Annotated in this window: 15 protein-coding genes; 3 read left to right on the forward strand and 12 right to left on the reverse strand. The window is 36.4% G+C overall.

Annotation, left to right across the window (positions count from 1 at the left end):
• Position 1 precedes the first annotated feature (1 nt).
• Genes AC5KOD_RS14345 through AC5KOD_RS14355 form a run of 3 tightly spaced genes read right to left on the reverse strand, consistent with a single transcriptional unit; the run spans position 2 to position 2322 of the window.
• Positions 2-1216 (reverse strand): CCA tRNA nucleotidyltransferase, encoded by a 1215-nt coding sequence (locus AC5KOD_RS14345; RefSeq protein ID WP_496915253.1) that lies wholly within the window; start codon positions 1214-1216, stop codon positions 2-4.
• Positions 1213-2004: a 4-hydroxy-tetrahydrodipicolinate reductase gene (gene dapB, locus AC5KOD_RS14350; RefSeq protein WP_496915254.1), complete on the reverse strand. Its 792-nt coding sequence runs from the start codon at positions 2002-2004 to the stop codon at positions 1213-1215. The genes AC5KOD_RS14345 and dapB overlap by 4 nt, the downstream gene beginning before the upstream one ends.
• A 21-nt stretch (positions 2005-2025) precedes the next feature.
• A complete protein-coding gene (locus AC5KOD_RS14355) occupies positions 2026-2322 on the reverse strand; it encodes a hypothetical protein (protein WP_496915255.1) in 297 nt (98 codons plus the stop codon).
• 199 nt (positions 2323-2521) lie between these two features.
• Here AC5KOD_RS14355 and AC5KOD_RS14360 point away from each other — a divergent pair, with 199 nt between their 5' ends.
• Positions 2522-3415: a YitT family protein gene (locus tag AC5KOD_RS14360; protein ID WP_496915256.1), complete on the forward strand. Its 894-nt coding sequence runs from the start codon at positions 2522-2524 to the stop codon at positions 3413-3415.
• Between the two features lie 77 nt (positions 3416-3492).
• On the opposite strand, the gene AC5KOD_RS14365 is transcribed toward AC5KOD_RS14360, so the two are convergent.
• Both AC5KOD_RS14365 and AC5KOD_RS14370 read right to left on the reverse strand, forming a co-directional pair.
• Positions 3493-4023: a YpiB family protein gene (locus AC5KOD_RS14365; protein WP_496915257.1), complete on the reverse strand. Its 531-nt coding sequence runs from the start codon at positions 4021-4023 to the stop codon at positions 3493-3495.
• Between the two features lie 52 nt (positions 4024-4075).
• Positions 4076-5320, reverse strand: a complete 1245-nt coding sequence (locus AC5KOD_RS14370; RefSeq protein WP_496915258.1) for a tetratricopeptide repeat protein — start codon at positions 5318-5320, stop codon at positions 4076-4078.
• Between the two features lie 384 nt (positions 5321-5704).
• Between AC5KOD_RS14370 and AC5KOD_RS14375 the strand changes: the two genes are divergently transcribed.
• Positions 5705-5962 (forward strand): hypothetical protein, encoded by a 258-nt coding sequence (locus AC5KOD_RS14375; protein ID WP_496915259.1) that lies wholly within the window; start codon positions 5705-5707, stop codon positions 5960-5962.
• Between the two features lie 367 nt (positions 5963-6329).
• Here AC5KOD_RS14375 and AC5KOD_RS14380 read toward each other — a convergent pair whose 3' ends face one another.
• The 7 genes from AC5KOD_RS14380 to AC5KOD_RS14410 form a co-directional block, all read right to left on the reverse strand.
• Positions 6330-6605 (reverse strand): HU family DNA-binding protein, encoded by a 276-nt coding sequence (locus AC5KOD_RS14380; protein ID WP_209525764.1) that lies wholly within the window; start codon positions 6603-6605, stop codon positions 6330-6332.
• A gap of 246 nt (positions 6606-6851) precedes the next feature.
• On the reverse strand, positions 6852-8162 hold the full coding sequence (der, locus tag AC5KOD_RS14385) for a ribosome biogenesis GTPase Der (RefSeq protein WP_496915260.1): 1311 nt from the start codon (positions 8160-8162) through the stop codon (positions 6852-6854).
• A 369-nt stretch (positions 8163-8531) separates the two neighbouring features.
• Positions 8532-9758 carry a 30S ribosomal protein S1 gene (gene rpsA, locus AC5KOD_RS14390; protein WP_496915261.1) on the reverse strand — a complete coding sequence of 409 codons (1227 nt, stop codon included), beginning with the start codon at positions 9756-9758 and terminating at the stop codon, positions 8532-8534.
• A gap of 90 nt (positions 9759-9848) precedes the next feature.
• On the reverse strand, positions 9849-10526 hold the full coding sequence (gene cmk / locus AC5KOD_RS14395; protein WP_496915262.1) for a (d)CMP kinase: 678 nt from the start codon (positions 10524-10526) through the stop codon (positions 9849-9851).
• Between the two features lie 72 nt (positions 10527-10598).
• Positions 10599-11204: an SAG1386/EF1546 family surface-associated protein gene (locus AC5KOD_RS14400; RefSeq protein ID WP_496915263.1), complete on the reverse strand. Its 606-nt coding sequence runs from the start codon at positions 11202-11204 to the stop codon at positions 10599-10601.
• Positions 11205-11268: 64 nt separating this feature from the next.
• Positions 11269-12702 (reverse strand): RecQ family ATP-dependent DNA helicase, encoded by a 1434-nt coding sequence (locus AC5KOD_RS14405; RefSeq protein WP_496915264.1) that lies wholly within the window; start codon positions 12700-12702, stop codon positions 11269-11271.
• The gene (locus tag AC5KOD_RS14410) at positions 12699-13757 is read right to left on the reverse strand and encodes a YpbB family protein (RefSeq protein ID WP_496915265.1); all 1059 of its coding nucleotides are present in this window, start codon (positions 13755-13757) and stop codon (positions 12699-12701) included. Before AC5KOD_RS14410 ends, AC5KOD_RS14405 begins: the two co-directional genes overlap by 4 nt.
• Positions 13758-13786: 29 nt before the next feature.
• On the opposite strand from AC5KOD_RS14410, the gene AC5KOD_RS14415 reads away from it, so the two are divergent.
• Positions 13787-14002 carry a ferredoxin gene (locus AC5KOD_RS14415; protein ID WP_496915266.1) on the forward strand — a complete coding sequence of 72 codons (216 nt, stop codon included), beginning with the start codon at positions 13787-13789 and terminating at the stop codon, positions 14000-14002.
• The last annotated feature ends 161 nt before the right edge of the window (positions 14003-14163 follow it).

Below are 14163 nucleotides of genomic sequence, written 5' to 3' on the forward strand. Positions count from 1 at the left end.
ACTATTTATATTTAGCCAATACTTGATGAGTATAAGCCAATAAACAAGATTGATTATTTTCAAGTACACCAGTTACAACAGCAGTCTCCAATTCACTCAATAACTGCCCTATCCATGGTCCAGGAGAGCAATCCGAAACCGCCAACAGCTCTTGTCCGTTAATAGCTAATTCCTGAATGGAATGAATAGGCAGGGCTTTGTAGGTCATTAATGCTGAAGCTTTCATACTCTTGATATTAAAGTATGGAAGTGTATCTTCAATTAAAATAAGTTTTTCAGCGCCAAGTAAATAGAGCCATTCTTTTGTCCAAGAATGATGCATTCTATATCTCAGACCGGCCATTGCCCCACTTACCAGTTTGCTTAATTGATTCGATAATTTCCACTGGCTTAGCTGATTTCGTAACTCTCTTTCAGGTGTTTCTAGAATGAATAAGGTCACTAACCATACCATCGCCTCACTTGTCATAGGCTTATCAGGTAATTCTATTAACTTTATTAATTCAGTAGTTTTCCCTCTGAAGCCCGGACAAAATTCAGAACATCCGCTTGTACTAAACGGGACAAGACCTTTCCTTCGATGATCACCGAGCATCAACTTAACAAATTCAATCTGAATACGTTCAATCGAAATTTTTTCTAATAATTGGTGGTGAGTAACTATTGCTTGGTAAGTCTCCGTTTCGATTTCAAAACCTAGTTGACTAGCAAAACGCAGAGCTCTCATCATACGTAGAGCATCTTCATTGAAACGTTCAGAAGGATCACCGACTGCTTTGATCAAACCTTTTTTTAAGTCATCAAGCCCATTAAATAAATCAATCACTTTGCCATCAATTCCCATTGCAAATGCATTAATTGTAAAATCACGGCGTTTTAAATCCTCAGTTAAACTACGAACGAAGGTCACTTCATCAGGACGTCGATAATCTTGGTAAGTTGATTCAGTACGGAAAGTAGTAATTTCATACTGCTCATCACCATCCAAAACCAAAACAGTCCCATGCTCAATCCCTACATCAACTGTTCGTTTAAAAATTGCCTTGACTTCTTCTGGATAAGCACTTGTAGCAATATCCACATCATGAATTTTTTTTCCAAGTAAAGCATCTCTAACACTGCCACCTACAAAATACGCTTCAAATCCAGACGCTTCTAAAGCTTCAATTAGAGATATAGCACGTTGGAACTCAACGGGTAATTCCTTTAACATCATAACAAATTTTCCAACCCATAAACTAATTCGGACAGATTAACCACTTTTTCACATCCCAAAGCTACACCTGTCATAAACGAACTACGATCATAAGAATCATGGCGAATCGTGAGCCCTTCACCGAGGTTACCAAACTGAACTTGTTGATGAGCAATCAATCCTGGTAATCGGACACTATGAATTTTCATCCCTTGATAATCTGCACCTCTCGCGCCAGGTATCAATTCTTCCTCTGCAGGATTACCTTGATTTTGTGGTTTTCTAATTTCCGCAATCATCTCAGCCGTTTTAATCGCTGTTCCACTTGGGGCATCTAATTTATTATCATGATGAAGTTCTATAATTTCTACATTGGGAAAATATTTGGCTGCTTTCTGAGAAAACTCCATCATCAAAACAGCTCCCACTGCAAAATTGGGTGCAATTAACCCACCTGTCACTTGTTGTCGTGACAAAGTAATTAACTCTGCCACTTCTTCCTCAGAAAAACCAGTTGTTCCAACAACCGGAGCAATTTTATGACTCAAAGCGAATTTGGTATTTTCAAAAGCGACTGAAGGAATTGTAAAATCAATCCAAACATCAGGTCTTACTGATTCAATTAACTCTTCTTTTTTTTGAAAAACTGGCACATCCACTTGGCTATAGTTCCCTACTTCATTTAAATTCTCTTCTTTTGAATGCGGATCTAGTACACCGACCAATTTAAAATTGTCATGATCAATCACCATTTGAGTCGCTGTCGCGCCCATTTTCCCCTTAAAACCTGCTACAACAATTGATATCATTTCCAACTCTCCTCTCATTTATTACTCAGCTTCTTTAGTTGGCGTTTTTGCCACCGTATCTAGTGATTCTTCATCTATTTTCTCCATAGATTGACTAATATTTTCTAAAATTTCTGCAAAACTTTTTGGTCTGGTATCTCTTTTAAGTTCAGGGCTAACAGCAAAATTATCAATTTCTTGCGTAACATTCTCAGTCATTTCATCAATATTATTCGATAATGTAGCTAATTGTTCAAAAGGAGAACTACTAGATATTTCTTCAACATTAAGTTTTGTATCTAATTCTTCTTGGACTGCCTTAAGGCTTAATTTCTCCATGATCAACTTCCTCTTTTCTGATAAGTTCTTTGTCATTAAACGAGTTTAGCAACATTAATCTGACTGCTAAATATATAAGGACGATCTCTCACTTATTATCTTATCAAATATCCTTAAAATTAGAAAGAGAACTTGTCTAAAAGTTTTGCCAATGATACTATCGAGATAGTTAATTCTAAGCTTAAAAGGACGTGACTACATGAGAAAAATGATTAGAATAAAAGATTTAACCTTAATATTTTTCGGGACAGGATTGTATGCATTTGGTTTAGTAGCATTTAATCTAAAAAATAACTTAGCTGAAGGTGGTGTTACCGGTGTTACCCTCATTCTAAAAGCTCTTTTCAACATTAATCCAGCTTACTCAACTCTTTTAATCAATATACCTTTGATTTTACTAGGTGGTAAGATATTAGGCTCCCGTAGCTTTTTTTACACTATCTGGGGCACTGTGTCCCTTTCTATTAATCTTTGGTTATGGCAACGAATTCCTCTTGATATCACTGTCAATAACGACCTATTAATTGCAGCGCTTTTAGCAGGATTTGCAGGCGGACTCGGTAGTGGGCTAGTTTATCGTGCAGGAGGAACAACAGGTGGAACAGATATAATCGCTCGGATATTAGAAAAAAGATCGGGTTTAACTATGGGGAAATCATTGTTATTTTTTGATGTAATCGTTTTGCTTCTATCTCTGATCTATATTGATGTGGTCCATATGATGTATACACTAATTGCTGCTTTTGTTTTCAGTCGTGTCGTTGATTTTGTACAAGAAGGAACATACTCTGCCAAAGGGTTAATCATCGTATCCGATTATCACCAGTTGATTGCAGATGAGCTCATGGAACAGATGGAGCGAGGTGTCACTTATATTAAAGGTGAAGGGGCATATTCTAATGCCGGAAAAAAAATAATCTATTGTGTGGTAGGTAGTCGAGAGATTGCAGAGATAAAATTTTTAATTGAAACTATTGATAAACATGCGTTTATTTCAATCATCAATGTGCACGAAGTACTTGGAGAAGGCTTTAGTTTTGGTGATCCACCAGCTGCAAGAAAGAAAACACCCGTATTCACGTTGAAACGATAAACAAAATAAAAAATCTGCTTTACTTTCTTAGAAACTATTAATAAAAAAGGCCGGGACTTTTGTCTCGGCCTTAAAGCTTACGTTTCATTTAAACTACTAGTTAAACGCTCAAATTCTGCTTGATTGCCAACTTCAAGAGCATTATCAATCGCTTGATAAAGACTATCAAGCTCTGCAGCCTTCTGTTGCTTTTCTAATGCCCCAAAAATTGACCTTTCAACTTCATAATCAACCGTATCATTCCATGAACAGAACGGGTTATCTTCCAAAATTGCTAAATATTCTGAGAACTTCCAAGACTGTTCAAATTTAATCTCCATGAATAATTCTTTTTTCCAATTCATTCTTAACTCATGAAAAACTTGTTCAGAATCAGTAAACGTTCGCCCATTTAAGTACAATTCAAGTGCCTCAGACTCCGCACCAGTTTGAGAAATTCTAACTCCTCGAGGCGTTTTATCCGCATTTTCAACGAAGGTCACTTTAGCCAAAAGAGCCGGATGATTGACCAAATAGTTTAAAATCCAATAAATTTCTCGTCGACCAAACTCTACATGCTCATTCAGCCATACAAGAAAATCCTTCTTTTGATCAACAGTGATACTCATTTAAATCCCCCTCTCTTAGCTCAAACTAATTATTTCGATCGCACTCAATCTCTTAATCATCCAACAAATTATATATTTCGATGTCTCCTGGAACATGTTCTAGATAATGATTCAACATCTTAGTTGCTTCTTCAATCTGTCCCTCTTCCCGTAAAAATAACCCGTAATCTTTTAAGAAATCAGGTTCATGAACTAATCCCTCAGCCGCTTTTGCATAGTTAGCCGCAGCTAACTTGAACTCTTCTAAACCATTATAAGCTTGGGCTAGGCTCCAGTTTGCATAAGGTTGGTTGTTATTCTCTAGGCCAGCCAGTGTCTCAATAACTTCTTCAAAGCGATTAGTAGCTAAAAGAATATTACTTAACTTTATTAGTGAAAATTCTTTATCTTCTTCTAAATTAACGGCCTTACGCATAAACTCCTCCGCCTCGCCAACCTTCCCCAATCGGTATGCATTGTCTGAAGCTAAATGATAGAGATCGATAGCATAAGGATTTTGTTTCAGCCCTTCTGTCATGATAAGTTCGGCTTCTTCTAATAATTCTTCATCAAGCATTGCGCTAGCTAGTGGCAGATAAACAGCCTCAAAACTAGGATTCAAAACTTGCAATTGTTGAAGTAAGGAGATCGCCTTCTCTCTTTCGCCTAATTGAATATAGGTCACACCCAATAGAAACAAGCGCTGATCAGTCTGCTCGTCTGCTAAAGCATGTTCCAAATAAGGAATCGCTTCTTCAAACTCCCCGATCATACTGAGAGATGATCCCAAACGTTCATATAAATTGATTTTGGCTTCTTCTTCCTCTTCAACTAAAAGTTTCTCATAAAGACCAATTGCCTCGACAAACTTGTCAGAAGCATAATAGAGTTCGGCTAAAGCCAAAGTTAAAATCGGCTCGTTTGGCATTATCTTTTGGGCTTCTTTTATCTTTTTCTCACTAACTTCTGGAACACCCATAATTTGATATATATCTGCTAAAACTAATAAGCTTTCAACATAGCTAGGGTGTTCTTCTGGGATTTTTTCTAAAAATTCAAATGCCGCTTCCATCTCATCGTTTTCAATAGCAATCTCTGCTAAAGATATATTTAATCCCAATTCATCAGGAAATGTGATTAATAACTGCTCAAAAATAAGGGTAGCTTCTTCCAGAAAACCCGCTCCAAATAATTGTTCGCCTAATTGAGAAAGAACATCAGGAGAATCCTTACGCAATGCTTCCTCAAAATTTAACTGAGCTTCAACTAAATCATTTTCATTGAGAGCAGCTAACATTTTTTCACTGTATGATGTCATTAATGTTTATTCCCCTTTTTATCGTAATCGAAGGTATATTTAGTTCGAACTAACTAGTAATTTGATGTAATTAGTTAGTACCTGAATTACTGACTAATCAGTTTAACCTTCTTTGACCTATTATAAGCCATTATTATTTTAAAATCACTAAAAAAGCTAGAATTATTTCTAGGCATACTGCTTTATCTCTATTTTATGCAAAAAATAAGAAACATGCTTCTCTTAATCATAGAGTTCTTATCAACTTATCAGTTTCCCACTTTTTTTTGCTCTTTCATGTTTAGCATCTAGAGCAAAAAAATCTACCCATATGATAAAATAATTGTTAAAAAGGCCCCTTAAAAGTGATATACTTGATTAATCTTAAAATAAAGGAGTACAAATATGATTACATCCACTTTACCTCACTACCCTGATAAAAAAATCATAAAACAATTAGGGATTATCTCTTCCTTCGATGACAAACTTAGAGCAATTAGACTCAATGTTGAAAGTCCAGTTTATTTAGATCACGCTATTAAACAACTAACTATTGAAGCTGAAAAACTTGGTGCCAATGCTGTTTTAGGAATTACATTTTCTATGTCAGAAAAAGTTCTACCTATCGTTATGGGTACTGATGTAATTTTAGAAGATGAATAACTATAATTAGGGTCATGACGAAAGTTGTCATGATCTTTTTTTGACTGTTAGTACTTTTTTTCGTTCCCCAACAGCCATTGTGATAGAATCCTGGTCTCTGACAGGTTTAAAATAATATCTTCTAAACTTGAGAACTATTTTAAAGCTGATAGAGCAATCAGAGTAACTTGGACGCTCGATTATACCAAAAGACACTTAAAAGGGCTTAAAAAGCGTCAGAAGCCTTTAAAATCGTATCGAATGCTCATGATGACAATTAACTTATTTTTACGACTAAAATCGATACTTTCCTTTAGTATATACAAAGAAAAAAACAGCACGCGAACCTTGAATTAACAAGAGTCATGTGCTGTTTTATTATCCCAAACTATTTAACTGCATCTTTCAATGCTTTACCTGGTTTGAACGCAGGTACTTTGCTTGCAGGGATATCAATTTCTTTACCAGTTTGTGGGTTACGACCTTTACGTGCTGCACGATCGCGCACTTCAAAGTTACCAAAACCGATCAATTGAACTTTTTCACCTTCAGCAAGGAATTCTTGGATTGTAGAAAATACTGCGTCTACAGATGCAGTAGCGTCTTTTTTAGTCAAGTTTGTTTTTTCTGCAACTTTTTCGATTAATTCTGCTTTATTTGCCATGTTTGTCTTTCACCTCCTGATAAGAGATTAGATGTATGTTTATTGACATCTTATTATTCATTTTTGAGTGGTCCAAAAATGAAGATTGAAAAATTGACTTACTCAATATTTCATTATCAAAGATATCATAGGAACACCTATATATCAAGGAATTTGAGCTTTTTTTATTAAAAATTTGAAAAAAACACTTAAAATACAAAAATCATTGCAGAAATAAAGCAAGTATGTTAAAATGCCGTTTTTCCGCTATTTTCGACGTCTTGCGATTATATGAATAGGCGTTCCTTCAAACGTAAAAGCTTTCCGAATCTGATTTTCTAAAAAGCGTGCATAAGAAAAATGCATTAATTCTTCTTCATTCACGAAAATAACAAAAGTTGGTGGCTTAACCGCTACCTGTGTCGCATAAAAAATCTTCAATCGTTTGCCTTTATCAGTTGGGGTCGGATTGATTGCAACTGCATCCATAATGACATCATTTAATAGAGAAGACGGGATTCTTAAGTTTTGATTCATACTTACCTTTTCAATGACATCAGGGATTTGATTTAAGCGTTGCTTTGTTTTTGCAGAAACAAAAATAATCGGTGCATAGTCAAGGTATTTAAATTCTTTCCGAATATCCTCTTCAAATTCCTTCATGGTATTTGTTTCTTTTTCGATCGCATCCCATTTGTTAACAACAATAATAATACCACGACCCGCTTCATGCGCAAAACCAGCAATTCGTTTATCATATTCACGAATTCCCTCTTCAGCATTAATAACCATTAACACCACATCTGAACGATCAATTGCACGCATTGCACGCATAACACTATATTTTTCAGTTGATTCGTAGACCTTCCCTTTTTTGCGCATTCCAGCCGTATCAATCATCACAAAAGGTTGTCCGCTCTCAGAAATAAACTCAGTGTCGATAGCATCTCGCGTTGTTCCGGCAATATCAGATACAATCACACGATCTTCTCCTAGCATTGCATTAATGATTGATGATTTTCCGACATTTGGGCGACCAATCAAACTAAATTTAATTGTCCCTTCGTCATCTTCTTCAATATCAGTTGAGAAATGTTTCACCGCTTCATCCAAAACATCTCCTAATCCAATACCATGACTCCCAGAAACGGGATATGGATCTCCCAAGCCTAATGAATAAAATTCAAAAATATCTGCACGCATCTCCGGATTATCGACTTTATTGACCGCCAAAATAACTGGCTTTCCAGATTTATAAAGCATTCTAGCAACTAGCTCATCCGCATCAGTAATTCCCTCGCGCGCGCTCGTCAATAAAATAATCACATCTGCTTCTTCAATTGCGATTTCTGCTTGATACTTGATCTGTTCCATGAAAGGTTCATCACCTAAATCAATTCCCCCAGTATCAATAATACTAAACTCTCTTCCTAACCACTCACCGATAGCGTATAAACGGTCGCGAGTTACACCAGGTGTATCCTCAACTATTGAGATACGCTCACCTGCGATACGATTAAAAATGGTCGATTTACCGACATTCGGACGACCGACGATTGCAATTGTTGGATTTGCCACTTGACAATCCCTCCCTTAACTATTTTAGGCCCGTTCTCTAATCATACCATGGTCAGAATAACGGACTTCCTTGTACTTATGTGTCTGGCACTTTTGACAATTACTACGGATAAACAGCAATTCTTAAGGCCGACTTCTAAATTCCAAAGCTCTTTAGTAGTTTACCTTATTGATGGCTCTGAGACAAGTATTATCGCATTATAATTAGAAAAGAATACGTCAGACACCCACTCTAATTTAATAAGAGTAAGTAATTATTTCCTAAAATTATCTCAGAACCGGCGAATAATTATTCTATTTTTATAAAACTAATTGGTTATAATGAAAAATGCACACAAAACCAAAATAGTTTTGTATGCATCGATATCGTTAATCTTCTGAATCAGAGTCAGCAACATTGCCAAGTTCTTTACCTAGAATATCTCCCAATGTAAAACCTGTACTCTCTTCTGGCATCACGTAATCATCATCCGCTTGAGACGTCGCAGATGCTTCTTCTACTTTTTCATCTAAAGCTTTAATACTCAACCCGATACGATGATCTATTGGATGAACTTCCAAAACTTTTACTTCAACCGTTTGGCCTTCTTCCAGCATCTCATGAGGGGTTGCAATGTGCTTATGAGAAATTTGAGAGATATGAACTAAGCCTTCCACACCAGGTAGAACTTCAACAAAAGCACCAAAGTTTGTCAAACGTTTCACGACACCTGATAAAACAGAGCCAACTGCGATTTTATCGTCAATATTATCCCATGGACCTTCAATCAACGCTTTAATCGAAAGAGATACGCGTTCTCTTTCTGGATCAACAGAAAGAACTTTTGCAGTCACTTCTTGACCAACTTCTAAAACCTCGTCTGTTTTGACATGGCGAGCATGAGAAAGTTCGGTCACATGAACAAGACCATCTACGGCACCTAAATTGATAAATGCACCAAAATCAGTGATACGGGCAACTTTTCCAGTAACAACATCACCCTCGGCTAAACTAGAAAGAAGTTCTTTTTTCTCAACAGTAGCCTGCTCTGCTAAAATGGCTTTACGAGACAAGATTAAGCGATTTTCAGATGGCTCAATCTCAATAATCTTAAATGTCAATGTTTGACCTTTATAATCACTAAAATCAGAAACAAAACGATTAGCAACCATTGAGGCAGGAACGAACCCTCTTACACCGACATCAACAACTAATCCACCTTTGACTACGCCAGTTACAAGAGCTTCAATTGTTTCGCCCTTTTCAAAACTAGTTTCAATCTCGGCCCATATTTTTTTAGCATCCAAACGACGCTTAGATAATAAGTAACTTCCGTTTTCTTTATCTTTACCGATTGACGTAATTACTACTAAATCTAGAATCTCTCCAACTTTTACTACTTCATTAATATCTTCGACTGGTAAAGTGGATAGTTCTTTTAGAGGAACTACACCTTCTACCCCTGTCCCAAGAATACTTACCATCGCTTGTTTATCTTCCAAAACAAGCACCTCGCCTTGGACAACATCACCAACTTTTACCTCTTGAACACTTTCTAAAGCATCAAGCATTGTCGCATTGTCATTTTCCATTTGATTATTTTCAACATCTGTCATGACTGAATGGCCTCCTCACCAACAAAAAAGTTATCACATACTATTGTAACCCATATATAGTGCGATTTCTAGAGAAATGATTAACTTTTTTTAATTAGTTTTATTTTTTATTATATTTTTTATTTCACCAACAACTTCTTTAATTGTTAAACCAGTTGTATCAAGCTTAACTGCATCCTCAGCTTGAACTAATGGTGAATTTTTTCTTGTAGAATCCTTGTAGTCTCTTTCCTCAATTTCAGCCTTTAATCTAGCAAAATCCGTTTCAATCCCTTTTGATAGATTCTCTTTGAATCGACGCTCTGCTCGTTCTTCAACACTCGCAATCAAAAAGACTTTAACTTCTGCAGAAGGCAAAACTGCTGTCCCAATATCTCGGCCGTCCATAACAATCCCGCCATTTAAAGCAAGCTCTTGTTGCCGTCTAACTAACTCTTCTCGAATCATTCTATGAGCAGAAATTTGAGAAACTAGATTAGTAACATCTGGTTGACGAATTGCCTCTGTAATGTCTTTACCATCTAAAAAGACAAGCTGCCCCTCAAAATGTTGCACAAAAGAAATTGATAAACCTTTTAGTAATTTCGCCAAACCAATCTCATCATCAGCAGCCACTTTTTGTTCTAATGAGGCCAATGTAATGGCGCGATACATGGCACCTGTATCGACATAAATATATCCCAAATCCTTCGCCAAAATTTTAGCTACTGTGCTTTTCCCCGCGGAAGCTGGCCCATCAATTGCAATACTGATTCGTTCACCCATCATATAAACTCCTTTTTCTTTAAACAATCACTAATACATTCACAATAAAAAGCTGCCTTACGACAGCTTTTAAACTTATTTAAGTTTTAGTTCTTGCCCCACAGAGATTTCATTACCAGTAATCCCATTAAGAGCTTTTAATTCATCTGCAGTCATCCCATTATTTACCGCAATTCGGTAAAGATTGTCTCCTGCTTGAACAACGTAACTTCCTCCACTAGCAGCTCCTTGATTAGCTTGATTTTGAGTGTTCTGCTGCTCTTGGGCAGCTTGTTGTTCAGCCTGTTGTTGTGCCGCAAGTTCTTGCGCTTTTTTCTCATCAGCTAATTTTTGCTCTTCCGCCGCCTTAGCTGCTTGCTGCTGTGAAGCTGCAATTGCTGAGCTATCGTCAGTTGAACTTGATGATTGCGTACTCGATGACGAAGAAGAAGACGATGATGAACTAGAGCTCTTCATCACGATGTCATTATCATTTTTACTAGAACCATAAGGACTTTGGGATAAAGTATACATATAGACAAGTACTCCAGCAATCGCCACTAAAAGTACCACCAATACTGAAATAAATACAGCATTACCCGATTTTTTTGTCCGTTTATTAGTTCTAGAAGCCGATGTTTCATATTCAGTTTCATAAATGGGTTGTTCCCACGGTTCTTTACGTTCATTATCTTTACTCACGAAAATCCTCCTAATTATTACTTCTGCTAATTATTTTACCATAAAGTGAAGAAAGATGCCGTCATTATTCAACAATAAATAAAGTTTTAAGCTTTTCTTGCCAATTTTTAGGTAAACTTAAGTTTTTTTCAGAATTAAACTTGCTCTCAGGCAAGATTTTACCATAATTACCACAGTTATCGCAACAAACTCGATTAGTTTCTTCTAACTTTTCTGAAAAATATGCTAGTAAGTACTCTCTACGACAACTAGTAAGAGGTAAATAATCAAGAACTTGCTGTAATTGATTACTTTTTTCTTGTTGCTTACTTAACAAAGCCTGCTCTAACTCATAAAGTGTGTAACGCTGGCTTAAATAGCCATCTAACCACTTTTCCTGAAGCTCATCTAGTTGCCCTTTATGAGATTCGATAAATTCTCGAGAATGATGTTTAAACTCTTGGAATTGCTTGCTAATCTCAGAAATTTCTTGCTGTAAGTAATAATAAATGAATTCATCTCCTTGGGCATAAAGAATAACAGACAAGCTCTGCTCTCCATCACGACCAGCACGTCCAGACTCCTGAAGGTAGGCTTCAAGACTTGGTGGCAAGTGATAATGAATAACAAACCGAACATTTGGCTTATTAACCCCCATACCAAAGGCACTAGTTGCACAAAGCACCTCTAACTGGTCAGCCAAAAATTGTTGCTGAATGATTGAACGTTCTTGATTGCTCATTTCGCCATGATAAAAAGCCACACGTTGGCTTGTCTGCTGATTTAAGTATTGAGAAACTTCCTCAGCCTGTTTCCTACTGGCAAAATAAATAATTCCAGGTCCAGTCGTCGTCTTTAAAAAAGAAACCAAATAGGCAAATTTATCAGCACATTCTTCTACCTCGTAAGCGATATTTGAACGATTAACCGACTGACGAATAATAGTGTGGGTTTGATCAGCGAAAAGTTTGGCAACAATATCCATCGTTACTTTAGTTGTTGCCGTTGCGGTTAGAGCTAAAATACGAGTAATTGACAGCTCTACGATGATTTGTCGCAACTGTTCGTACTCTGGACGAAAATCAATTCCCCACTGCGAAATACAGTGGGCCTCATCCACAACAAATAGCCCGATGGAGATTTGCTTCAGTTGCTCACGAACTTGCGGTTGAAGCACTGTCTCAGGACTGAAAAAAATAAATTTAAACTGCGACAAATGGTCTAAAGCCCAACGTTTCTCTTGAAAGCTTAATTGACTATTAATCGCTATCGCTTGCTTTTCTCCTTGTTTTTTTAATTGCTGGACTTGGTCTTCCATCAAAGAAATCAAAGGAGATATAATTATCGTTACACCTTGTAAAAGGTAGCTAGGCAACTGATAACACAGACTTTTCCCTGTTCCTGTTGGTAAGATTGATAATGTCAAATTATCATTCAAAATTAACTCTATCGTTTCTCTTTGCCCTTTTTTAAAACAATCATAGCCAAATCGTTGTTTCAGTAAATCGTCAATGTTCATTTGCCACGCTCCTTTCTTATTTGTTGAATTTGAAAACAACGAAATATTAAGAAACTAACTGCGTCCTTGTGCTCACCTAAATCGCTGTAACGCCATTTACGAATATCACTATTTGAAGATAGCAACCTTGCTAGTGTTACGTCAGCAGAGTCCTTAAATATTTTTTCAAATGGAAAAGAAACATCTAAAATAGCCCATTCGATTAGATGATCATTAACTGTACTCATTTTCAATTGGCGCTTGTAACAAATTTCTTGTATGCTGTCCCCATATTTAAATAATTCGTAAGTCTTCAAGGCACTTTCATTAATCGTTGCCTTACCTAAAAATCGATAGAGAGCGTTCATATAAGGTAATTTGGTTGCCTCAGTTTCTACTTTTTTAATCGTTAGGTGAGTAAGTTGTTTCTTGATCAATTGAACATCAAATAATGTATATCCAGACAATTCCGCAAGTTGGCTAACGGTCTGACCAATCTGAGTGTGTCCTGATAGACAAAGGATTACATAATCTCGATATTTTTCAGGAAAAGAAGCGATTATGTGATGCCATTCATCATAAAATAACTGGCCGAGTTGCTTTCGATCAAGAGCAAGATTCATCAGCCAGTTTTTTATAAGTGTTTGTTTAAAAGTATTGGTTTCGATAGGTTGATAGTCAGCATAATTATGACTATATTCTGATACAACCTGTGTGGCAAATAAAAGTAACTCAACAAATTCATCATCACTTCTACTATATAGTAGACTGTTAAGACCTTGGTGGCTGATAACAGGATGTTCGCTTATAAAAAGTTGTCCCTGATGACTTATTTCAACCACTCCTGCCTCATTTTCTGTCAAGTAGTTGGCATCTATCAATTGAGTTATTATTCGATTGAATGTTTGTTCTTTCAATTTTGGCATCAAAGAAAAATAAGGCAGTAACTCATAGAAAAAACCATACATTAGCACAGATGTAGTTCGTTTACCACGTAACAAATGAGCAACACTTGAATAACGAGCCTTGTCACCATGTTGAAATAAGGATAAAATAAAGATATCTAATTGTTTCATTAAATAGTACCTCGTTTAGGAGTGATAATATGATTGTAAATTTAATACCAGATAAATGTATTGCTTGTGGTCTTTGTCAACTATTAGCCCCTGATGTCTTTGATTACACTGATGAAGGCATTGTTATTTTTAGTAACTCACCTACTCAAAAAGAATTATGTCTTGAAGAGTCATTAGTGAGTCAGACAATATCCGCTTACAAAAAATGCCCCACAAGAGCAATTATTATCGAAAAAACAAGCTAATGCGATGGAGCTATGTCATAGCCCAGTATGATTAGTTTAACAGACATCAGGCAGATAAGCCAAAAAATATAAGAAAAAGTTGCTAGGACAATTGTCCCTCATCTTACTCTCTAAATTTAAAAAGTAAGAGACAAAGTCGTTCTGCTCAAAGCAAAACGACT

This window comes from Vagococcus sp. WN80Y (genome assembly GCF_059621045.1).